Consider the following 23,313-nt stretch of genomic DNA (forward strand, 5'->3'; position numbering starts at 1 on the left):
CTATATTGTATAGTTTTCCGGTAGCCTTTTGATCTGAAACGTTCCTTCAATGGAAATCACACTATAGAGTTCATCAAATCCTTCTTCGTAGCTTGGGACCTCTAGTTTACTCATTACACTTTTAATACCGATTTCAGGAATATACTCTTTGCCTGTGCGCTGCTCATTACGCTTAATAGATTCTGCAAAATCGGGCTCAAAATAGTAGCCAATAATTTTAAACCCCTTATTTTTACAAGCATCTATATATTTCTTTCGTTCTATAACAGTGGCATTTGTATTGTCTACAACAAAGCGCTGCATGGTTTCGATGGAGGCTTGTAGATAAATATTTTCCCTATTCCGTGTTTTAAGCATATCAAGGTTTATTCGCATATGTGTTTTGAAGAAATGTTCTTTATAAAATGTCGACTTGCCCGAAGCCTGAATTCCTATAAAAATGACACACTCCAAATCTACACATCCTTGTCCAAGTATACATATTGGTTAATATAATCTCTATTCTGTGAAAAAATCGGTGTCTCATGATCAACATCCCACTTGCTTCTGACGGCTTCGCCTTTGTTGTACTGTTGTTTGGTAATGCAAATTCCCCGCTTTTGCCAGACTGGAATATCGTTCCAGTTTAGCCCTTTTTCCACAAAAAGCTTGTCTTGTAGCTGATTTCCGTTCAATCCTTCTAATTCTGAATGCCTGAAATGGGCTTGAGCCACCATAGAAATGCTGTTTTTAGTAGCATCTTGCTGTCTCCATAGAAAGTAGTTTGTAACCTCATCCTGGGGCAAGACCCATGCTCTTGCATCAAAAGTGGCTAAAGGCTGACCTGGGTAAACCTTTTGGATTTCCTCATTAAATTTGGCTGTAGCCAGAGAAGCAGATATGGACACCATCTTTTGAAGATTATTTTCAAACCAGGATTGCGTCGTTAATTTGTCATAATTCGTAAGAAGCAATGAAATTTCATCGCTCTGATGATACACCAGTTTACATCCCATAATGTTATAGGCCAAATATTTACACGTCTCCCATAATGCAAAAATTAGTTTCTCATCAAAAGGTTTCGTCATCCCACGTGTAAAGGTATGAAAATGCGCACCATCAATTCTGATGATTACGGGTAAACGGCGTGGTAGGCTTAATCTATAGGCATTTTCATATTCCTTCATCCTATTTCCAAAATCATTTCTTTTCATAAACTATGTAGGTTCCTTTCATGATCCGTGATTTGCACATAGAGTAAAACAATGTCTATCTTCCCCAATTGACATATATAAGAATTGTAACAAATTGGCTGATACATCGCTAGGAATTAAGAAAGACAAAAAAACTTAGCAGATGGACTTGCAGAGTCTTTCATTTTTTCTTGGTATCTATTCTCCAAATGTTAGGCTATAATAATTTCAGTTTTTACTTTATTCCGATATGAAAAGGATGATATATATGAGCCAAAATCCATCTTCCATTCCGCGTCCGTTAGTCAGGGCTAATCAATGGGTAATTGTTTTATCTGTAGTTTTTACTTGGATTACAGGGGGATATGGGGTGCTAGTTATTCCTCTTATCGCGGGGTTGCTCGGCGTCCTTTTTAACTTCAATCCAGTAATGCGGATAGCCAAGCTTTTCTTGAAGAAAAGCCCCTCCTCGTATGTGCAGGAGGACCGAGAGCAGCAAAGGTTTAATCAGCTTCTTGCCGTCTTTTTTCTGTTGGTCGCTTGGGTAGGATTTATGCTCCAGTGGAGTATTGTCGCTTATGTATTCTCGGCCATGGTCCTGGTGGCGGCCTTGGTGGCTATCCTTGGTTTTTGCATAGGATGTTTTGTTCTCTACCAATGGTCCCAATATCAATATCGAAGAAGAAAAAACGTGTAAACAGAAACAGCTCTCTTTTCATTCCATTAGGACATCGTTAATTAAATCGAAGGTGCAGCCGAACTCTCCGACAATATGGATGCTATGTCGGTTCCGCCTTCTTTTTATTTTGCAGTAATATTATCTTCAAATACAAAAACGGAGATGGCTATATCTTCCTCCACTTTAATATCTGAAAAGAGGTGCAGCAGCCGGGAATCCATGTAATCCTCCAGTTCTTTATTGAAGTGTGTGGGATATATTTTTTGAACCATTTTGGTTCGGGCTGCATGCACCATCTCTTTCCCGGATTCTTCTTGTGCAAGAAACTTTTCAGATGGGGTTAAATTTCCATACAGCATCGTGATAGCCATATTATCTACAAAGGTCGTATGTATGCGTTCCGGGCCTTTCCCAAACAGCTCTTTACGTACTTTTCGAATAATTTCGTTAAAACCCGTTTCCCTTCTCATATCGCACCGCTCTCCTAAAATCTACTAAAATCCCTATTACTATTTCCATCATAACCGATTCCTATCATATAAAACAGAGACTAGCGAAAGTGATTTTTGGAACATGATTTTATCTGCAATTATAAGCGTTCATTAATTTTGATTAACATTTCCTCTAAAATTCGCTTCTCCTCTTCGGTCAGGGCTTGAACAATTTCGTCCTCCACCTTTTGGAAAGAGTCACTAAAAGCTTCAATCAATTCAATGGCTTTTGGTAAAACATAAATATTTTTTTGCCGTTCATTATTGGCCGGGATTTTGCGCTCGATGAATCCTTTTTGCTCAAGACCTTGAAGTATGCTTGTAATGCTGGCTCCGCGCAGATGAAACCGATCGGCAAGATCCTTCTGAATTAAATCATTTTCTTGATTCTCGTAGATATATTTAATCATTTTTCCTTGTTGAGCATTTAATCCCAACTCTTTTATGCTCTCGTCCGCTCTTTTCTTTAACTTAAGACCAATAATCTGAAACAAATCCAGATAAACCGTATCCTTTTGGGTTTTCATAATCATATCTCCTCAAATTATTAGAAGTCTAATTGTCAGTAAATAAACTATATAAATCTCTAAACTGTTTGTCAAATGAAAATTAGTTTATTGACAGTTATAAAACTAATAGTTAGAATTCTAAGTGTTTAAGATTGAACACTAAGGAGGAACGACATGAAGAATGTAACTCAAAGCTCTACGGTAGAAAAAGTTACAGCGATTACGAATGTACGTATTTTCGATGGTGAAAAAGTTATTGAGCCCAGAAATGTTGTCATCCATGGGGAAACCATTATTTCGGTAGGCGGAGACCTTCCGACACATGCAACGATCATCGATGGGGAAAATGCGACATTATTGCCCGGCCTGATTGATGCGCATGTCCACACTTCAATCGGTGGGTTACGAGATGCTTTAAAATTCGGCGTCACGACAGAACTCGAAATGAACGGCAGTTTTACAGAAAGAGGGCGCAAGATCCAGTTGAAAAACGTGAATGACGTCGCCGAAGTCCGTTCTGCCGGCACAGCGATCACTGCTCCAGGTGGTCATCCGGATGAATTATTGCAGGATGAGGATGAAATTCCGGAGTTCGTATTAAAGGAATTGGAGAAGTTACCTAAGGAAGACCGGGAAGCTATGCTAGCCGCCTACGCTCACGATCACGAAGAGGTGCCCCAAGTGACGACAGTGGAAGAAGCGATCAAACATGTGCATACCCAGGTGGAGAGTGGCGCCGACTATATTAAAATCATGATTGAAGAAGGGACGGTCTTGGGTGCCCCTGGACTACCTATTTTAAGCGACGAGATTTTAAAAGCAGCCGTGGCAGAAGCCCATAAATTCGATAAAATTGTCATAGCCCACGTCTTGACGGCTGATTCTTCGCAAACCGCCATCGATATGGGAGTCGACGGATTGGGTCACTTATTTCTCGACAGGCCCGAATGCACATCCGAGTTGGTGAAATCCATAGCGGATTCAGGCGCATTTGTTATACCGTGCTTAGTATTGAACTCATCCATTCTGGGAAATCCGGCATCAGAATTGGCGAATGATTCACGTGTTTATTCCAAATTAAGTCCAGAATGGATCGATATTTTGAACTCAAGCTTCCATACTTTCCCGCAAGGCAATTTGGAGAATAGCTTTAAAAATGTGATGGATCTTCACCGTGCCGGTGTGGATATTCTGGTCGGGACGGATGTCGCCCCCGTTCCTGTTCCCAATCTTGGCGGTCTTGCTCATGGAGCCAGCGTTCATCATGAAATGCAATTGCTGGTTGAGGCCGGATTTACTCCCATAGAAGCGCTTCAGTCGGCTACTGCGAAACCGGCCCGTTGCTTTGGGCTTTACGATCGCGGCTGTATTACCGAAGGTGCGCTCGCTGACCTTATACTAGTAAACGGTGATCCGACAACCAACATCTCGGATACCTTGTCGATCAAGTCCGTATGGTTCAAAGGTGTACAACAACTATGTTAATCAGAGCCTCTCGAACAGAAACAACCATCTAATCTCATTTGTACGACTTCCATTTTTACTTTCCGAGGATAGCTTAATCTTGTTGCCAACGCAAAAACACCTCCAAAGTTTATCCTCATATCTTACGACATGGGGATTCTCTTTGAAGGTGTTTTAATTGCAAGGAACATTGTAAAAACGTACAAGCAGCGGCCCCACATAGATTCGCTATGCACTAGTCATAAAATATAAGGCTTACTCGTAGGCACCGATGTTCACCGCGGCTCCCTGTACTCTGGGCTTCCCGTCAATATCCAGTGTTCCAATGATGGCACGGTCCGTGTTCCCGGCATCGATCGCCGGTGACGAAGACTGCAAATGGAAGTCGCTGTTCGCGGCATTCACGAATTTAGGATCGGCAAACAGAGAATGCGTATCGTTGCCGGTCCCCGATTTGTACGCGGAGAATCCCGTATACTCTTTATTTTTCCAGATCCAGTTAGCTTCCGAACTGCCGCTCGGAGCAAAGTATAAGTTATAATCCACAACATTGCCGGAATTTTTGGTGTATCCATTGGAGATCAGCATATCTGTGGAGCTGGCCACGAAAATATTGTTTTTGATCACATTGTTTCGCGTATCGTACTGAACCAAAAGCTGGCCGCTTCCGTCGTCAAATGTATCGTTCTTGTATAGCGTATTGTTCACGATCTTGCAGTTTACCGTTGAGCCGCGCTCCTCATTGTAACCGCCCATGGCAATACCAGTCAGCCGGTTGTTATATATCACGTTGCTGCGGACTGTAATATTGCTGGTGGCTTTGCCGGCATGCTCAGAGGCCATTTCGACGCCGATGTCGTTGTTGTAGCTGTAATTCTGCTCGATAATACTGTCCTTGCCTCCATCCACATAAATACCACCGGCCGAGTTGTCATCGCTCTTGTAAGATGGGTTATTTTGAACAGAATTATTGTACACCCGGTTGCCCTTCACTAGCCCGTTTCGCGCCTGATCGTAAGCAGTATTCGGCGCAGTTCCCTCAAAACCGATCAGATCAATCCCGATGTTGTCATTATCGTGAATGAGGTTGTCGGTCACCGCAAAGCCGTCCACGTTGCCGTTTAAAACGAGCGATTCGCTGGAGCCCAGCACGAGATTGTACAGCTCATTACCGCTGATCGTAAGGTCGTGAATCGAAGCCGGAGCTTTCGTGCCATAAACAGCGATACCGTGAGCGTCCCGGCCCAGCCGATCTTTGCCGGTCGGGGTGACCGTGTTTTTGATGTCATGGATTTTGTTGTTGGACAGATTAATGAAGCCGCCCGAACCGTGGACATAAATACCTACGGGCACTGTGTTCTTGGAAGCAGTGGTAAAATTACGGATTTCAAACCCCTGAACGGTAACGTGATTGACATCGGCCAGTTCGATCAGCCCTTCGTTCCCGCTGACCGAAAGTCCGCTGCCATCAATAATGGCGGTCTCTGTCCCATAGTTGGTGAACACAATTGGACCCTGCGAAGCGGAGCCAGAGCGGGTAATCTTTACTTTCTGCTTGTACACGCCGCCCCGGACGTAAACCGTGCTGCCCGCAGGAGCCACGTCGGCCGCATGCTGCAACGTCTTCCACGGCGCATCGTTCGTTCCGGCGTTAGAGTCGCTGCCGCTCGTGGCCACATAATATTCTGTACCGGCCGCGGAAGCGACGGGAGGTTGCACATTTCCGGCCACCAGACCAAGCCCGAAAACCATGGCTAAACCTACCAGAAACATTTGCCCGAATTTCTTCATGTTCCTCATCCCCCTTTATTTTTCTTGTAAATTGTACCATAATTCCACTAAATCTGTTCTATAGCATCGGCCATTAGTGCAACCTAATGCGCCATACCAAGGACCGGGAGGTCACCGTAATCGCTGTCGAAAGAAACAAGAAACCCTGCGTTTTAGTAATCGCAGGGTTTCTTGGTGATCTAAGCTGCTGACGTTGCCGCAGCTGCCCTATCGGCAGACTACGCATGTTCTTACTCCAACGGACTAATCCTTTACCAGTCGATTAGAAAGCATCAACATAATAAAAGAGAATAAAATGATGACAGCTACCCAGCTCCAAGAGAGTGTCATATTTCCGACCTCGGACGCGGTGTAAATCGCTGTAGGCAGGGTTTGGGTCTGTTCAGGAATATTACCCGCAAGCATCAGCGTAGCGCCAAATTCTCCTAACCCTCGGGCAAATCCGAGAATGTATCCTGAAATGAGTGGTCGGTAGGCAAGGGGCATCGTAATGTGGCGAAACACTTGCCATTCGTTGGCACCTTGCGCACGTGCAGCCTCCTCTACCTCTGGGTCTACAGCTTCAAAACCTGCTTTAATGGTACGGTAAGCCAGTGGAAAAGCAACAACTACGGCCGCCACCACTGCAGCTCCCCATGTAAATACAATCGTCTGCTGGAACAAGCTTTCGAAGGCAGTGCCAATCCAGCTTTTCCTTCCCAGCAAGATGAGCAAAATAAAGCCGACAACAGTGGGAGGCAAAACGAGCGGAAGAAGTAGGACGGTCTCAATCACGCTGGTTCCCCTCCGCGGCGTGCAGTTCGCCATCATCCGCGCTACCACAGTAGCTAATAAAAAGACGATGATGCTGGCGACGACAGCAACTTTAACAGATACGATAACCGGAGGAAGAAAAGCTGACCAATCCAACGGAACCCCCTCCTTTATCTGTGAATTCTATTTTCCCGCCATTTCTGTAGGGGCTGAAAATCCATCTTTACTGAACACACTCATAGCTTCATCTGTCCGTAGAAAATTAAGAAACTCGCCTGCTTCCTGGCTGTGTTTGGTTGCTTTTACAATGCCTTCAGGATACAGGATGGGTGCATGCAATTCCTCAGGCACTTCCAGTGCTATGACCGTTTTATCAGATGATTTGGCATCCGTCAGATAGACGAGTCCTGCATCGGCGTTGCCTGTTTCAACATAATTTAATACCTGTCTTACGTCCTTGGCGAATACCATCTTAGGTTCCAGCTTGTCCCATAGTCCAGCCTTCGTTAACGATTCTTTGGAATACTGTCCGGCGGGAACGGTAGTAGGCTCCCCAACAGCCACTTTCAGGTAAGAAGGACCCATCAAGTCATTGAGCGTAATGCTTTTGTTATCTGTGCTTTTCGCCTTATCTTGTGGAACAACCACAACCAGTTTATTTTGAAGCAACACGTTATCCTTTTCCACCAATGAAGCATCCGTTAATGCCTTCATTTGCTTCATGCCCGCCGAAATAAATACGTCAGCGGGTGCGCCTTGTTCAATTTGTTTTTGTAATGTACCAGATGAAGCGTAGTTAAAGGTAAGTTTGATATCTGGGTGCTGTTTCTCATACTGGTCCTTGAGCGTATTCAGACTATCTTGAAGACTTGCAGCGGCAGATACGACTAGTTCTGTCTTGGGTGCAGACTGTGCCGACTGTACAGCAGCCGGAGACGAGCACCCCGCCAGAACCCATGCCAACAATCCAACGAACGTGAATATGTACCCAAATTTCTTTTTCAATTTGTTCTTCCCCTATCCTATAAATTCCAAAATGAGATGACGAAAATGTGATGGCGAAAATAAGAAAACATTGTACATCTCATAACGGTTCGAATCTATTGGGTCAACCCAAATATTTGTGATAAATCGATCTCGCCTCAGCGATGTCCTTCGTGCCATGAATTAAGACGCGTCCATCCTGAAAAAGAACAATTCGATGCGTTCCGATAACAACGGATACCAGGTATGGATTATGCTCCACTTTGCCCCCCTGACGGGATAACAAACGTGCCGCTTCATTCAGATCACGTACAGTACCCGGGGCCGGGCGGATTTGAACCGTATCTCGTCCGCACAAGACAGCCGTTTTAGCCTGATGCTCCGATTGTAAAAAAGGATACACAGGGTACTCACCACATGTTGGACAATCAGCTTTCTTCATGGCGCTGATTTGGATCGCCTGATGCTGATTGTTCCACAGATCGAAGGAAATCAGCTTACCCTGTAAGGCTGATTCGTTCCCGGTGAGCAGCTTCAATGCCTCGGCGCTTTGATAAGCCGCCACCATCTGTACAGCCGGGCTAATCACACCGACCGTATCACAGGTCGCACCGCCGAGCGGTACGGTTCCGAGCAGGCAATGCAGGCACGGTGTCTGCCCTGGCACGATGGTAAAGGTTGTCCCATAGCTGCCCACACACGCCCCGTAAATCCAAGGGATTCGATGCTTGACCGCATAATCGTTCATAAGCAGACGTGTATCGAAATTGTCGGTGGCATCTACGATGAGATCCACCCCTGCTGCGATATCGTCGATTTCATCTAGCGAGACGTCCCGGACTAGCGCACGAATGTCCACGTCCGAATTGATTTGCTGCAATCGCTTCTGCGCGGCCACTGCCTTGGGGATCTGATCACGGGCATCCGCTTCGTCATAGAGCTGTTGGCGCTGCAAATTGCTCCAATCTACATAATCGCGGTCTACCAACGTCAGCCGTCCGATGCCCGCTCGCACCAGCATGTCAGCATTGGCAGTGCCCAGTGCGCCGGCCCCCACCATCAGCACGTGCTTACTACGGATATTTTGCTGGCCTGTCGGTCCAATTTTCGAGAATAATTCCTGTCTAGAATAACGGGCATGAGACGCATGCGCATGTGCTTGTGCAGCAACTTCTATTTTCTGGATTTTGTCCATTTCTGACATCGTTGGTTTACCCTCCATACTTATCCATTGATAGCTACAAGTTGATCAGACAAGCTAAAAGCTTCAGATGTCCTCGTCCTTATTCGAAAGCTTTGGGGTATTTTGAGGATTCCAGCCACCCAGCTGATGCCCCTTCCATTCTGAGCCGTCCTCCCACACTTCCTTTTTCCAAATCGGTACGATTTGCTTTAACTGTTCAATGGCATGGCGGCTGGCTTCGTAGCAAGTATCGCGGTGTGCAGCAGAGACAGCAATCACCACACTCGTCTCTCCAATTCTGACCGTGCCAAGCCGATGTGTAATCGCAGTACGTGTAGAAGGCCAACGCTCTGCAATTTCGTCACCAATCTGCTTCATCGTGTTCATGGCCATCGGGACATACGCCTCATATTCAAGCAGCACCGTTCGCTGACCTTGCGTGAATTCCCGAGTCGTACCATTAAAGGTCAGCGAGGCGCCATGAGAAGGGTCGAGCACCTTTGAGGTTACTTCATCGGCATCAATCGGGTCGTACGTAATGGCAAATAAACCACATTTTGAAACGACCGTCTCCATCCCGGGTGCTGACTGATGAAGAGCAATTGCATCTGATGGAAGCACAAGTTCATCTGGAGAAGCCAGCTTTTTATGATGGGTAAAAAAAGAACCTGGCAGTTGTGAAGTCACTTCCGGGTACAGCTCATTCAGCCTTTTTCGAATGTCTGCCATGGTCACCGTTTCATGTGAAAGTTCTACCGTGATCACATCACCAAGTTGCTCCGCCATACCTGCGAATAGCTGAATACGGTATTGCATATGATCTGCCCCCTTGCACCTATTCTATCGAATTCATCTATCTATATAATAGAATTTACCCTCCTGAAACCGGAGGAATAATCGCAATCTCATCATATATACTCACGAGGTCCTCAGGAGCGGCGTAGGCTTGATTTCTGGCAACAAAAGAACCCTGCAACTGAGCTGCCGATTCAGGGAAACACTCGGATAGCAAGTCTTTTAACGCGGCAACGGTCATCGTTTCTTGCTCAGTAGGCACCATAATTATAGGCCCTCCCATCTGTTCCGCAAGTCCGGCAAATACTTGAATATGATAGTTCATTTAACATGCCCTCCTTTTCAGTACAGTGAATGTCCACCACATATGTACCAAGAAAAACCAACATGAATGAATACCCCGAAAGGTTTTATTCCATGCTGGTTAACTATGACGGTGTACATTGTAGATTTTTATATTATATTTTAGATTCGACCAGTTCATCAATCCGTTCAGTATGCGTATACACATTCAGAGAACGACTGCGTATAAAGCCGACGGTCGTAATCCCCAGATCCTCAGCCAACTCAAGTGCAAGCTCTGTAGGAGCTGACTTGGACAAAACAACTTCACAGCCAATCTTCGCAACCTTCAACAAAATTTCAGACGAAATGCGTCCGCTGAATACTATGATTTTGTCTTGTAATACAATATCATGTTTTAAGCAATGTCCATAGATTTTATCCAGCGCATTGTGTCGGCCGATATCTATTCTGGACAGGATCATCCCGTCTTTATCGCACAACGCTGCATTATGAACACCACCGGTCTGTTGGAACGTAAGTGCCGAGCTTTGCATTAAATTCATCAAGCGGAAGCAATCGTCAAAGGACAGCGTAACATGGGTGTCATTCATTCTTTTTGCCACTTTGGCATCATTCATAAAATAAAAGCCCTGTCTACTTTTTCCGCAGCAGGAGGTAATGTACCGTTTGGAATGAAAGTTTTGATAAAACTCATTCATTCGACGGGTTTTAATATGAACAAAACCTTCTTTTTCCTGAACCCAAATATCTTCGATATCATCGTACCGTTGAATGACGCCTTCAGAGGCCAAAAAACCTACCGCCATATCCTCCACATACTCCGGTGTACAAACCATGGTAGCAAATTCCTGCTGATTGATTTTGATGGTCACCGGATGCTCCGTCACCACAGTGTCTTCAAAACGCTTGATCTGACCGTCACGATAACGTAGAATCTCACGTTTTACCTCAGCTGGCTTTTCCATGTGCTCCACTCCCTTGTTTCTGACAGGCTGGCTCTTCGGCTCACCCGCCGATGTGTGACATTTCAATTTTAGATGTTGCTTGCTGTGTATGATTCAGCCGTTCCTCTGAATAGCGATCGGTACGTTCTCTCCAAACACGCTCAATGTAAGCTCTAATCTCGTCATCGGACTGTTCAGAACGCAGCATCGCGCGAAGCTTGTACCCTTGCGAGGCAAACAGGCACGTGTACAAGGAGCCTTCAGCAGAAATTCTCGCTCGTGTACATGTGGAGCAGAAGGCGTCCGTAACAGACGAAATAATGCCGATTTCCCCGTCTCTGTCCTGATACCTGTAGCGCGTCGCCACCTCACCTTTGTACTGGGGTGGGACAGGCTCTAACGGCATATGCTCGTGAATGGCTTCGATGATCTGCTGCTTGGAAACGACCTGATCCAATTTCCAGCCATTGGTGTTGCCTACATCCATAAACTCAACAAAACGTAAAATATGCTTTCTCTTTTGGAAATAATCGGCCATGGGAACAATATCCTGATCGTTAAAGCCCTTTTGCACGACCATGTTTATTTTCACCTGCATCCCTGCTTGAGCCGCAGCCTCAATACCATCCAGCACCGCCTTTACACTGCTTCTGCCCCCGTTCATTTGGCGGAACCGATCATCATCGAGCGAATCCAGACTAACCGTCACTCTCTTTAGTCCCGCCTCTCGCAGTGCTACAGCATATTTAGGCAAAAATACGCCGTTTGTCGTCATTGCAATATCCTCAACCCCATCGAGTTGAGTTAACGAATGAATAAGCGAGGATAAATTTTTCCTCAGCAACGGCTCACCACCAGTAATGCGCAGCTTCGTAACACCCAGCGAGACAAAAATACGGGAAAGGCGCGTAATTTCCTCAAAGGTCAATATTTTTTCTTTTGGCAAAAACGGATAGTCATGGCCAAATATTTCTTCCGGCATACAATATCGGCACCGAAAATTACATCGGTCTATGACGGATATTCTTAAGTCCCGTAACGGACGATTCCATTGATCGTCGCTCCGGTTCGCCATCCTGTTCACCTCAATCCGTCTTCATTAATAAAACTCTTTACACTCTAAATTGGAACGGTATTTCCATTCATTTTATACTGAACCAAAAAAACCGGCATCACAACAACTTCTTCGCTTATGAATATCGAAGAATCTGCTAAATGCCGGTTAATTTATCTACATCAGGATTTTACGAATCCCACATCATGTGATATAGAAAAATCAAACTAACAAGCGCTGCGACAAATAAAATATACGCGATTCCCACGTACACTCCATTTACGATTGCTCTGAAATAGGTTACATTCCTATTGTTAGCAATCCTGGAACGTTTGTCAATGATTTTTCGATTTCTCAGACGATAATCATTATCAATTAAAAAATTAATAATGTACCGTTGAACTATCTTAAATTTTACGTTATAGTTACACGAGATGACATGCAGAAAATGACATATCTAAGTTATTCAGAAGTTATTGATATACAGACGGTGCGTACTGTTTGTTATTAATACATATTCAAATGGCGGATTGGCCTCCAGGACCTAGAGCTTGGTCACTACTCCACCATAAACACAAGTGCTGGAACACGAGCACTTGTGTTTATGGTGGAGTTTTTTTATTCCTAATTTTTAAATTTAAAATCTGAAAGGAGCCTGAACCGTGACTGATAGTGCGATCAAAATTACATTAAACGGACAGGAACTGAAAACGAAGAACAGCGCAACGATTCTTGAAGTGATTAACGAAAACAACATCGCCCATCCCCAGCTGTGTTACGTTCCCGAAGTCGATCCGATCCGTACCTGTGACACATGTATCGTGGAAGTGGACGGAAAACTTATGCGTTCCTGCTCGACACTGGCTTCCGATGGAATGAATATTCATTTACATTCGGATCGCGCGAAAGCAGCTCAAACCGAGGCTATGGACCGATTGCTGGAAAATCATCTCCTCTACTGCACAGTGTGCGATAACAACAACGGTAATTGTACTTTGCATAATACAGCAGAGCTAATGGAAATTGAACATCAAAAATATCCGTATCAACCGAAAGTTGACCCGACAGAAGTAGATATGTCTCATCCTTTCTATCGATATGACCCCAATCAATGTATTGCATGCGGCCAGTGCGTAGAGGTATGCCAAAACCTTCAGGTCAATGAAACGCTCTCCCTTGACTGGGAAGCTGAACGCCCTCGCGTCATATGGGACGACAGGGTTGCGATTAACGATTCCTCCTGCGTTAGCTGCGGTCAGTGTGTAACCGTCTGCCCATGCAATGCCTTGATGGAGAAATCCATGCTGGGAGAAGCAGGCTTCATGAGTGGCATGAACAAGGATTTATTAAATCCGATGGTGGATTTAATAAAGGAAGTGGAGCCGGGCTATAGTGGGATTTTTGCTATTTCCGAAGCCGAAGCAGCGATGCGTGAAACCCGTACGAAAAAAACGAAAACCGTCTGTACGTTTTGCGGTGTAGGTTGCAGCTTTGAAGTTTGGACCAAAGACCGCAAAATTTTGAAGGTACAACCTACCTCTGAGGGACCTGTTAACGGTATCTCGACATGCGTAAAAGGGAAATTTGGCTGGGATTTTGTGAACAGTGATCAGCGTCTGACCTCCCCTTTAATTCGTCAAGGTGACGAATTTGTGGAAGCAACCTGGGAAGAAGCCTTGAGCCTGATGGCCAGCAAAATGGGAGCTATTCAAGAAACTTACGGCGGTGAGGCACTCGGCTTTATTTCTTCGTCCAAATTTACCAATGAAGAAAACTATTTGATGCAGAAGTTGGCTCGTCAGGTCTTCCAAACGAATAACGTCGATAATTGCTCACGGTATTGCCAATCTCCTGCGTCATGGGGGCTGCAATACACCGGAGGCATCGGTGGGGACAGCGGTACGATTAAAGACATTGCCAAAGCAGGTTTGGTCATGCTGGTCGGTTGCGCGCCGGGAGAAGGACATCCAGTGCTGGCTACTCGTATCAAACGTGCGCATAAGCTGCACGGTCAAAAGTTGATCTCGGTCGACCTGCGCAAGCATGAAATGGCAGAACGCGCAGATCTGTTCATTCGTCCGAAGCAAGGTACTGATTATGTATGGTTATCCGCTGTAGCCAAATACATCATTGAGCAAAACTGGCATGATGCAAAATTCATTGAAGAGCATGTAAACTTCTATCCTGAATATTTGAAGTTGCTAGAGCGTTTCACCCTGGAATTTGCCGAACAGGAAACTGGTATTTCCAAAGAGACACTGATTGAGGTAGCGACTTTGATTCACGAAGCCGACGGCACTGCCATTTGTTGGGGCATGGGTGTGACGCAAAACATCGCAGGCTCTTACACTTCGATTGCAATTGCCAACCTGCTGCTGGTGACTGGAAACTTTATGCGTCCGGGTGCAGGCGCATATCCGCTTCGCGGACATAACAATGTTCAGGGTGCTGCCGATATGGGTACGATGCCGGATATTTTCCCGGGCTATCAGCCCGTGACGAACGATGTCATTCGTGCCAAGTTTGAAGCGGCCTACGGCGTACAAATTCCAGGTCAACGCGGACTGGACAACATTCAGATGCTGGAAGCCATTGAAACAGGTAAGCTCAAAGCGATGTATATCGCTGGAGAAGAGATGGCATGGGTGGATGCCGACTCCAACCATACCCAAGAAATGCTGGCGAACTTGGATTTCCTTGTCGTTCAGGATGTATTTCTGAGCAAGACAGCTGAATTCGCTGACGTTATTTTGCCAGCCGTACCTTCACTCGAAAAAGACGGAACCTTTACGAACACCGAACGTCGTGTTCAGCGTCTATATGAAGCACTCCGCCCTCTAGGAGACAGCAAACCAGATTGGTGGATTTTCAGCCAATTTGCCAAGCATATGGGATTTGATTGGGATTACAGCCATCCAAGTGAAATTTTTGAGGAAATGGCGTCGCTCACTCCATTTTTCTCCCAATGTAATTATGACGTTTTGGAAGGCTGGAATAGCTTCCACTGGGGATCGCCGGATGGTAGCAATACACCGTTGCTGCACAGCAACGGCTTTAACTTTCCGGATAAAAAAGCGCGTTTGGGACTTTTCGAATATGTACCACCGAAAGAGTACCCCGTTGAATTCGATTTGACCTTAAATAATGGTCGACTGCTCGAACAGTTTCATGAAGGAAATATGACGACCAAATCAGCGGGTATTCAGCTCAAACTTCCAAAAGTATTTGTGGAAGTGTCCCCTGAATTGGCTGAGGAGCGCGGAATCACTAATGGATCGCTGGTTCGATTGGAATCCCCTTATGGTGCGGTCAAGCTACGCGTTCTGGTTACAGACCGCGTGCAGGGAACTGAAATTTATGTGCCAATGCACTCTACCAGCCATGATGGTGCGGTCAATCTGTTAACTGGTGGAGCGTTCGATGTGGTCACCCGTACACCGGCCTATAAACAAGCCAAAGTACGGATGCAAATTTTGGAGGTAGACGGTCAAAATCCACTACCACGTATCAATCCGCGTTACAAAAAACGTCATCCGCAAAATGGGGTTGAAGTGGACCGTAAGTGGAACCGTCCCGGTTATGTCGATTTAGTGGATCAAAAATAAGGAGGTCAAGCCGTGGCTAAGCCTATTTCAATTGTGAGAAAACGCGTTCTGACAGAAGAAGAACGGCAAAAACAATCGCTGGATCAGCTTACTGCTGATCTGGCGGACAATGGGGCGGCATTGCAGAAGACGCTTGAAATCGTACGCGAGCTGCACGACAGTGGTCTTCTCGAAGCAGCTCAGTCTATGCTAAAAGCCAAAGAAAGCATCGTCAAAATCGCTGTAGGACAAGCGACGCGTAAGCCTGTGACGAACATCATCAATAATCTCATGGGAGCAGCAGGGATGCTGTCTGAGGTAGACCCCGAGCTGATGAAAAAGCTGACAAATAGCGTTACCAATGGCCTGAACGAAGCCGAAGAACATCTAAAGCAGAATAAAAAGACTCGTCTGCGCGATCTTATGAAGGCAATGAATGATCCAGATGTAAACCGGGCAATGGGATTTGGCATTCATTTTCTCAAAGGAGTGGGAAAAAGTTTGTCTGATAAATAACTCATAGAGCGTGAAGTTGGAAGACTAGTAACAACAGACAATAAAAAGAGCTGGCTCCGAAAACGGGGGCAGCTCTTTTTATTTATTTTTTATCCACCTGCAATAGCGTCACCGTTTTAAGAGAAACGGCATCTTTTATTTGCTCCTCTGCGATGACCTTGAGCTTAAGCAAACTGGCAATCTTCGACGTATCCGGCTTGGAAAACAAGCGCCATAGCTGCGGATCAGGCAGTGAATCATACAGCTTTGTATGATCGTATTCCTTGCGGTGCTGCTGTATAATCTTGACTCGGTAGTTGCCAATTTCCCAATCTGATACTTCCTGCTGTGCACAATGAGCGGTAATGTCATTACGCAAATCAGTCAGTTCACCTTCAATTTCTTTTTGCTTTTGCTTTAACTGGTAGTAGCGACGCACCTTGTTTTCCAATCCCATCACGCTCCTCTGCTTACATATGTATGTTTGCAGAAGCGTTTTAGGACAAGTTTTGTAATGTTAGGATTGAAGGTATAACTGCAAAAGCATTTCCCGGGTAATGGAAAGGTCCATAAGTTGAGAGCATCATCATCCAAACTTTATTTAGGCACATTCACACCTGGATTTACAGGCCCTGTTCCTTGGGATTTCCCCTTACGCTTCATATAATTGGCCCAGTATGCCGTCAGAATAGGTACCAAAATCGAGGTCACAATGACCGAAGCAGCAACTAAGGCCGTTGCAGATTGCGCAACAGGCAGGAACTCAGGCTTGATATTGGCGACAATGACTGGATTGGCTACTGCTGCTCCTGCTGTACTAGAGGCTGCAATTCCTGCTGTACCGTTGCCACCACCGATATATTTGTCCGCCAGAATCAGTGGAATACCTGTAATGATAATGACAAAAATACCCAATAAAATACCAAGCATACCTGTCTGGACAATGACACTCAGGTCAATGGAACAACCAAGTGCAAAACCGAAAAATGGAATCAAAGCTTGCGTTGCGTTCCCAAAATATTTTCGGAAATCATGATCCAGATTGCCCAACATAAAGCCGACCAAAAATGGTAATACCGCCCCCACAAATGTCTGCGGTTCAAAAACGGCCAGCCCAGTGCTACCCAAAATAATCATGGTCACCAACGGACCCGATTCCAGTGACATCAGTACAAATGCTCCTGCCTCTTCCTTGGAGCCATACTGCTGCATAATGGAGGCGTATAACCCGCCGTTAGTCATATCCATAGCCGAGATCAGCGCCAGCACCGACAAACCTGCAAATAGTCCACTTTCTACACCACCAATAGGCAGCAATCTGGATGCAATGATCGCCACTACCCACGCAACCGCGATTTTAGTCAATACGAGCGTTCCTGATTTACGCAATACAGTACCCGTCGCTCGCACATCTATAGAAGCACCCATACAAAAAAACCACACTGCTAAAATGGGTACCGTACCTGTCATCAGCCCCTTGGTAAAAGATCCAAAATAGTCGCCTGCCCATGGAGTAAATGTATGAAAAAGTGCGCCAATAAACAGCGGCACCAGCATAATGCCCCCTGGAATTTTATCAATGTTTTGTTTGATTTTCATTACTTCGTTCAATCCTTTCGTTTTTGCCAATGCAAAAACAAGGCCGTATTACTTGCGGCTCAAGCCGAGCTCGGGAATCAGTCTTGCGAAGGTATCATGACTCTCCTTCAGTTGCTGCGCGAATGCCTCTGCATCCTGGACACGCAATCCCAACCCATGCTTACGCATTTCCTCCCTGAATTCCTCGTCTTTCGTCCCCTTGATCAGTGCATCCGTCAGCGTTTGAGCAACTTCATCCGGTGTATCCTTGGGTACAGCCAACCCTCTCCAAGTGCCGATAAAATGTACACGCAGCCCAGTGGCTTGCTGTAGTGTCGGCACTTTTGGAAACGCTTCCGAAATAGTGTCTGCCTGGATCGCCAGTATGCGAAGTTTCCCTTCGTCCACGTATTTCTTCACTTCTGCGGGACTGACGGGTACAGCATCCACGAATCCGCTCATCAAAGCGGAGACGGCTGGGCCTGCTCCCTCATAAGGGATATGGGTAAAGCGGACTCCGCTTTTCTGCTCCAGCATTGCGGCAGCAAGGTGCCATATGCTCCCCGTGCCTGCATTCCCCATTTTGAGCTTGCCGGGATGGGCCCCAGCATCCTCCAGAAATGCCTCCGCTGTCTTCCATGGTGCATCCGCCCGGACCGTAATGGCGGAAGGGTCCATATTGGTTTGAAGCAGCGGCTTAAATCGCTCATAGGTGAGCGGTAGCAGTCCCAAATGAGGCAACGTAGTCAGCTCAGCGACCAGATACGTTACGGTATAACCGTCCGCCTGCGCCTCAGCCCCTTCCATCAGCCCGACAGAACCGCCTCCCCCCGTTCGATTAACGACGATTATCGGCTGACCGAGATGCTTTTCGGCGGCTTTCGCCAACGCTCTCGCGGTAATATCTGTACCGCCTCCAGCCGCATAAGGAACGACGAGTGTTATTGGCTTCGTAGGAAATATACGGCTGTGATCCTGCAGGGTGCGGTGATCCACATATTCACTGATACTCAAGGCAGAAAGCATAGCTACTCCCGCCGCAACCAGCACATATTTTTGCCATGGCTTTTTCTTCATTATGTTTCCTCTTCTCCAAAAATGAACTGGGCCCGTCATGCGCCCGTTTTCACCTCCAACGTTTTCGGTCTTGTTGTTTGCGTTTACATGAAGTCAATGTACCGCAACGTGGAGGGCTACAGCTATCGCTTAATCTTCGTATTTATCTTCTATTTCGCCAAAGTATCGGCCTTTTGACCGATCTGCATATTCATTGGAAGATTTGCTGATTTGTCTGAATTTCCCTGGGGTCACTTGTTTGTGCTTGCGGAATACCCGAATAAAGCTGTTCTCATTTCGGTATCCGACCTGTTCTGCAATTTCACCGATTTTCAAATGGGTTTCACATAGTAATGTGCATGCCTTTTTTACGCGTAATCCAGTCAAATAATCGTAAACGGTGGTCCCCGTTTCTTCCTTGAACATGCTGCTCACCGAGGACACGCTCATGTGAACATGATCCGCAATTTCCTGAAGCCCGATGTTCAAATGCAAATGATGTTCCATATATTCGATCATCTCTTGTACACGCACAAAATCTTTGGACTGAATGCGACCGTGCCATTTTTCTTCGATATCAGTCAACATAATGACCAGCAATACCTCAATGTCTTGAAGGTCTAGTGTCAGAATCTGATTCCAGTGGTAATCAGCAAGCTGATCCGGCGGCGTCACACTCTGAGTGGTACACCATTTTAGCAAATCTTCCAGCAATTCATGAACAAACAAGTAGACCTGGGCTGGGGATGTTCTGTGGAGTCGAAGTTCTTCTACCCAGTGGCTGATTAGCTTTACACTTGCACCAGGTTCCTGTGACTCCAGGGCACGAATCATTTCCACACGCCGATTGTCCAGCAATGTTGAATCCTGAATCTGCTCCTTTGACTGTTCATCCACTGTGTTATCCTTTTTCACACTTATGCTGCTGTCTATATTCGTATATGAACGTCCATACCCCTCATACAAACGCAAATTAAGGGCCTCTTTTCCTTTTATAAAAGACGCCCGTGCCTCTTGAATATCCGTGACTATATGACCAATCCCTATAGAAATAGTCAAAGGAAGATACTCACCGACAACCTGAATCAGCCTATCCACGCTTTTCTGAAGCAAAATGCTCTCTTGGAGGTCAGTCTCTGTACCAACTTCATTCGAACTCTCGCTGAACTGTAACAGCACAATAAAACCACTTTCCTCCTCCGGCGAGCATACTGCTTTCCAGTGAGGTTCGAGCATCTCTAGCAAAATATTGTTCAGCGCATACTTGAGCAGCATTTTATCCTCTTCTGGAAAGCTTGCGGCCCACGCAGAATACCGGTCGATGGACACGATCATGATAAACAAAGAATGGCCGTCCCAATCGGAAAAATACTGTTCCCATTTCATACGCATTTCCTGTATGCCCATTCTACGCTGGATGACATCTTCCATATATTTGGAACGCAGCTCCGGCAGGCTTCGCTCTACCACCAATGATTTGCGGTGAAACTCTCCAACCAGTTTGCTAATCACAGGTTCCAGGTCATACAATCCTCCTTGGCGCGTTCCCTTATTGCCCGAATTTAATAGGCTATTAATTTTTTTCATGGGGCGAAAAGCTGCATAATTGTAATAGTAAACTGCTGAGCACCCAGCCAGTATGGAGATAAAGGCCAGCCACAGCATCATATTGCGCGCCAGCTTTACATTTTTCAGCAGCTTGTCCATCGGAACGAGCGATACTAGACGCCAGCCCGTTACATCTGAAAAGGTTTGGTTGGCCATATATTCCATGTCCCCTATCTCCACATAAGCATAGGGGCTCACATCCAGCTCTTTCAAAATCCTGCCCATATCATTTAAGGGTAAGGACGATTTCAGCTTGGGATAGATCAACTCGCCGTCCAGATCATACACGTATTGCGAGTTGGATAAATGAATATAGAGTTTGGAAAAAAAACGATCGTAATCCAGATTGATTAGCACCGCACCCATGACCCGACCATTCTTTACTATGGGCCTGGCCAGCGAAAGCAACTCTATCGTCCCCTGCTCACGATCAGTGCCATACCATCGCCGCTTAATCAACAACGGCTTTTTTTGAATGTCCTGAATCCAGGGAACCCATGTGGTATCCGGTGCCTGCTTCCAATCAGGCATGTAACCATAATTGCTGGATACGAGAGCATGATTGTCCAAAGAAATAACTTCAACCGAATAAATTTCTTCGTGCGAAGAAAGGGTTTTCAAGTATTTCTGAAGCCGATCTATGACGGAGGCGTTGTCTTCCAGCGATTTCCCGTCCGTTTGGACACGTACAAAAGCCTCTACATCCGGATGATAGGCTGCGTCCAGCGCCTTGTTATCAGACTCACGAAAAGCCCGATTGGTCACATCCAGATTGATTTGCAATAATTCTATATTGGGTGTGTTCAGCTCGGTATCCAAACCTTCACGGTATCCTGAATACGATAGCAAGCCGATCACGCTAATCACAAGCGACACGCACAGAGTAAGCAGTAGAATCAATCTTGTCTGTTTATTTTTCAGTATCAATCGAAGCTTAAGTCGCAGCATTCCCGTAACTTCATCCTTCCGGACTTCGTTGTCCATCTTCCTCTGACCCATATACTGGTGACATATTCTCCCTATTACTATTTGACGCAAGAGTCGGAATTCCCTGCCTATGTAATTCAAACTTAATATAAGGAACAACATTCATATAAAAAAGAAGAAGTCTCCCTGTACAAGGTAGAACTTCTTCTTTGGCACTGCTTGTATTCATTATTCAGCAAAAACAGATACTTGCTTCACAGGTTTTAGCTTGTCTTTTCCACCTGAAAACGATCTAGCTCCCGCTGCATTTCCTCGCGAATCTGACGAAGCTCTTTTACCTTCTCAGCCGATTCCTCAAATGAACGCTTCTGCTCTACCGTGGAAGCCGTAATCTCTTCACTGCCTGCGGCGGATTGCTGAGTGATTGCGCTGATATTTTCGATAGCTTGCTGTACCTGTACGCTCAGTTCTCGCGATACATTCATGTCCGTTGATAACTTGCTGACTTGGCTGGCAATTTGCTGCACTTTGCCACTAATCTCTGTAAACGATTCGCCGGTTGAGGAGGTTGCCTTCTCCTGCTCACGGAACAGCTCCTGACTTTGCGCCACAGAAATCTTCACCTTATCCATAGCCTGCGTGATACCGTCAACTGCGGTATAAATTTTCTTTACAGCAGACTCTGATTGATTCGCCAGCTTTTTCACTTCATTGGCAACAACAGCAAAACCTTTTCCTGCTTCACCTGCACGTGCAGCCTCAATAGAAGCATTCAAGGACAACAGCGATGTTTGGCTGGCAATTTCGGAGACATATCCAGTCATGGTTGTAATCTCGACTGCATTAGCCTCCAGCTCCTTGACCGTCTGCTCCACTTCGGACATGGCTGAACGATTTTCTGCAACAATACGCAGTTGATCGCTCATGACCCGCGTACCCTGCTCAATGACACGCAAAGCATCCTCACTATACGCGGTCGATTGTGTGGTTTCCAGTAGATTCGATTCAAACTTCTGCTGCATCTCGTCCACAACGCCAACTGTCGACGACAGATCCTCAGCAATTTTCTGACTGCCTATTGCCAGTTCCTCTGTTGACGTGCTGACTTGTGTCACAATTTCCTTCATGGCCTCATTATGCTGATCAATATCCCGAGCCATCAGATCGACACGATTACCCGCCTGATCAATGGAGAGTACAATGCTGCGCAAGTTCCCGATCATCACCCGGAAAGATTCATTGAGCTCGTCCAGCTCATCGCGTCCCTTGGTTTGGGCAAGCTGCACTGTCAGATTTCCCTCAGCAATTTGCTTTGCGGCATCCGTTAATTTGCGTGTTCTAAGGGCAAGCTGCCTGGATGTATATGTATTATATAGCCCAACCGCCACCAGAAGTATAACTGCACCTGCCAAGGCCAATTGCCATGTAAAACGAATGCTCTTGGTCAAATCTTCTGTGTATTGGTCATAACGTGCCTTGGTCAGCAGATCCAGCATAAATACATCGTTCTGAATCCCTTGGGCACGCATGGCCTCCCGCTTGGACTCCGGGCTGTTTTGGGTACTCATGGCTTTCTCCGTTGCTACTTTCAATTGGCTGAATTTTGTTTTAATCGTATTCAGTCGCTTTTGCTGCGCTTCGGTTTGCATCATGCCCTGTGAAAGCAATGCAATCGTCTTTTCAGACTGAGTCAGTTGATTTTGCACATCGGCTTTGTTGCTCTCCGTCATGGAAGCTGAATAATTTTGCAGTGCCTGCCCTGACTGAATCAAATAGGCATTGAGCTGCTGTACATTCAACATAGCCGGAACCAGATTACTACTTTGCGAGTTAATACGAATTAATTCAAAAATGATATAAGCCACTAAAGCCAGGCAAGCGATCAAGGAAATCATCGCGTTCAGCACCAGTTTACCTTGCAGTTTCATCAGCTTTCATCC

At 45.8% G+C, this 23,313-nt stretch carries 21 protein-coding genes; 4 read left to right on the forward strand and 17 right to left on the reverse strand.

The features are described 5' to 3' along the window. Together MKY24_RS18270 and MKY24_RS18275 are read right to left on the reverse strand one after the other, a co-directional pair. On the reverse strand, positions 1 to 453 hold the full coding sequence (locus tag MKY24_RS18270) for an AAA family ATPase (protein ID WP_339200562.1): 453 nt from the start codon (positions 451 to 453) through the stop codon (positions 1 to 3). Between the two features lie 2 nt (positions 454 to 455). Further along, positions 456 to 1,193, reverse strand: a complete 738-nt coding sequence (locus tag MKY24_RS18275; RefSeq protein ID WP_068942422.1) for a tRNA(His) guanylyltransferase Thg1 family protein — start codon at positions 1,191 to 1,193, stop codon at positions 456 to 458. 247 nt (positions 1,194 to 1,440) lie between these two features. Here MKY24_RS18275 and MKY24_RS18280 point away from each other — a divergent pair, with 247 nt between their 5' ends. Continuing rightward, positions 1,441 to 1,869: a DUF4395 domain-containing protein gene (locus MKY24_RS18280; RefSeq protein ID WP_023989561.1), complete on the forward strand. Its 429-nt coding sequence runs from the start codon at positions 1,441 to 1,443 to the stop codon at positions 1,867 to 1,869. A gap of 104 nt (positions 1,870 to 1,973) precedes the next feature. On the opposite strand, the gene MKY24_RS18285 is transcribed toward MKY24_RS18280, so the two are convergent. After that, complete coding sequence (locus MKY24_RS18285) at positions 1,974 to 2,321, reverse strand: DUF2294 domain-containing protein (RefSeq protein ID WP_013311231.1); 348 nt, start codon at positions 2,319 to 2,321, stop codon at positions 1,974 to 1,976. Between the two features lie 119 nt (positions 2,322 to 2,440). Continuing rightward, on the reverse strand, positions 2,441 to 2,869 hold the full coding sequence (locus MKY24_RS18290) for a MarR family transcriptional regulator (RefSeq protein ID WP_023989562.1): 429 nt from the start codon (positions 2,867 to 2,869) through the stop codon (positions 2,441 to 2,443). A 156-nt stretch (positions 2,870 to 3,025) separates the two neighbouring features. On the opposite strand from MKY24_RS18290, the gene MKY24_RS18295 reads away from it, so the two are divergent. Next, on the forward strand, positions 3,026 to 4,336 hold the full coding sequence (locus MKY24_RS18295; RefSeq protein WP_023989563.1) for an amidohydrolase family protein: 1,311 nt from the start codon (positions 3,026 to 3,028) through the stop codon (positions 4,334 to 4,336). Between the two features lie 234 nt (positions 4,337 to 4,570). On the opposite strand, the gene MKY24_RS18300 is transcribed toward MKY24_RS18295, so the two are convergent. The 8 genes from MKY24_RS18300 to moaA form a co-directional block, all read right to left on the reverse strand. Beyond that, a complete protein-coding gene (locus tag MKY24_RS18300) occupies positions 4,571 to 6,106 on the reverse strand; it encodes a right-handed parallel beta-helix repeat-containing protein (RefSeq protein ID WP_339200564.1) in 1,536 nt (511 codons plus the stop codon). Between the two features lie 243 nt (positions 6,107 to 6,349). Beyond that, a complete protein-coding gene (gene modB, locus MKY24_RS18305) occupies positions 6,350 to 7,015 on the reverse strand; it encodes a molybdate ABC transporter permease subunit (protein ID WP_023989564.1) in 666 nt (221 codons plus the stop codon). A gap of 27 nt (positions 7,016 to 7,042) precedes the next feature. Next, on the reverse strand, positions 7,043 to 7,864 hold the full coding sequence (gene modA / locus MKY24_RS18310) for a molybdate ABC transporter substrate-binding protein (protein WP_023989565.1): 822 nt from the start codon (positions 7,862 to 7,864) through the stop codon (positions 7,043 to 7,045). Between the two features lie 103 nt (positions 7,865 to 7,967). Beyond that, on the reverse strand, positions 7,968 to 9,047 hold the full coding sequence (locus MKY24_RS18315; protein WP_023989566.1) for a thiazole biosynthesis adenylyltransferase ThiF: 1,080 nt from the start codon (positions 9,045 to 9,047) through the stop codon (positions 7,968 to 7,970). A gap of 63 nt (positions 9,048 to 9,110) precedes the next feature. Then, a complete protein-coding gene (locus MKY24_RS18320; RefSeq protein ID WP_075154520.1) occupies positions 9,111 to 9,842 on the reverse strand; it encodes a molybdenum cofactor biosynthesis protein MoaE in 732 nt (243 codons plus the stop codon). A 55-nt stretch (positions 9,843 to 9,897) separates the two neighbouring features. Beyond that, positions 9,898 to 10,146: a MoaD/ThiS family protein gene (locus tag MKY24_RS18325; protein ID WP_028542528.1), complete on the reverse strand. Its 249-nt coding sequence runs from the start codon at positions 10,144 to 10,146 to the stop codon at positions 9,898 to 9,900. Positions 10,147 to 10,279: 133 nt separating this feature from the next. Continuing rightward, complete coding sequence (fdhD, locus tag MKY24_RS18330; protein WP_023989569.1) at positions 10,280 to 11,092, reverse strand: formate dehydrogenase accessory sulfurtransferase FdhD; 813 nt, start codon at positions 11,090 to 11,092, stop codon at positions 10,280 to 10,282. Between the two features lie 40 nt (positions 11,093 to 11,132). Then, complete coding sequence (gene moaA / locus MKY24_RS18335) at positions 11,133 to 12,146, reverse strand: GTP 3',8-cyclase MoaA (RefSeq protein WP_076295488.1); 1,014 nt, start codon at positions 12,144 to 12,146, stop codon at positions 11,133 to 11,135. Between the two features lie 641 nt (positions 12,147 to 12,787). On the opposite strand from moaA, the gene fdhF reads away from it, so the two are divergent. Together fdhF and MKY24_RS18345 are read left to right on the forward strand one after the other, a co-directional pair. Beyond that, positions 12,788 to 15,730 carry a formate dehydrogenase subunit alpha gene (gene fdhF / locus MKY24_RS18340; RefSeq protein WP_069080354.1) on the forward strand — a complete coding sequence of 981 codons (2,943 nt, stop codon included), beginning with the start codon at positions 12,788 to 12,790 and terminating at the stop codon, positions 15,728 to 15,730. Between the two features lie 12 nt (positions 15,731 to 15,742). Then, on the forward strand, positions 15,743 to 16,225 hold the full coding sequence (locus MKY24_RS18345; protein ID WP_053325823.1) for a DUF1641 domain-containing protein: 483 nt from the start codon (positions 15,743 to 15,745) through the stop codon (positions 16,223 to 16,225). An 82-nt stretch (positions 16,226 to 16,307) separates the two neighbouring features. Here the strand turns inward: MKY24_RS18345 and MKY24_RS18350 are convergent, their stop codons facing one another. The 5 genes from MKY24_RS18350 to MKY24_RS18370 all read right to left on the reverse strand — a co-directional run bounded on the left by MKY24_RS18350 (position 16,308) and on the right by MKY24_RS18370 (position 23,301). Continuing rightward, positions 16,308 to 16,661, reverse strand: coding sequence for a hypothetical protein (locus MKY24_RS18350; protein ID WP_013311244.1), 354 nt, complete (start codon positions 16,659 to 16,661; stop codon positions 16,308 to 16,310). A gap of 140 nt (positions 16,662 to 16,801) precedes the next feature. Further along, on the reverse strand, positions 16,802 to 17,803 hold the full coding sequence (kdgT, locus tag MKY24_RS18355; RefSeq protein WP_339200567.1) for a 2-keto-3-deoxygluconate transporter: 1,002 nt from the start codon (positions 17,801 to 17,803) through the stop codon (positions 16,802 to 16,804). 48 nt (positions 17,804 to 17,851) lie between these two features. After that, positions 17,852 to 18,859 carry a tripartite tricarboxylate transporter substrate binding protein gene (locus tag MKY24_RS18360; protein WP_023989574.1) on the reverse strand — a complete coding sequence of 336 codons (1,008 nt, stop codon included), beginning with the start codon at positions 18,857 to 18,859 and terminating at the stop codon, positions 17,852 to 17,854. A gap of 129 nt (positions 18,860 to 18,988) precedes the next feature. Then, on the reverse strand, positions 18,989 to 21,430 hold the full coding sequence (locus tag MKY24_RS18365) for an AraC family transcriptional regulator (protein ID WP_339200568.1): 2,442 nt from the start codon (positions 21,428 to 21,430) through the stop codon (positions 18,989 to 18,991). A gap of 206 nt (positions 21,431 to 21,636) precedes the next feature. Continuing rightward, positions 21,637 to 23,301 (reverse strand): HAMP domain-containing methyl-accepting chemotaxis protein, encoded by a 1,665-nt coding sequence (locus tag MKY24_RS18370; protein WP_023989576.1) that lies wholly within the window; start codon positions 23,299 to 23,301, stop codon positions 21,637 to 21,639. Positions 23,302 to 23,313: the final 12 nt, after the last annotated feature.

Source organism: Paenibacillus sp. FSL P2-0322, assembly GCF_037975315.1.
Taxonomy (GTDB): Bacteria; Bacillota; Bacilli; order Paenibacillales; family Paenibacillaceae; genus Paenibacillus; species Paenibacillus polymyxa_B.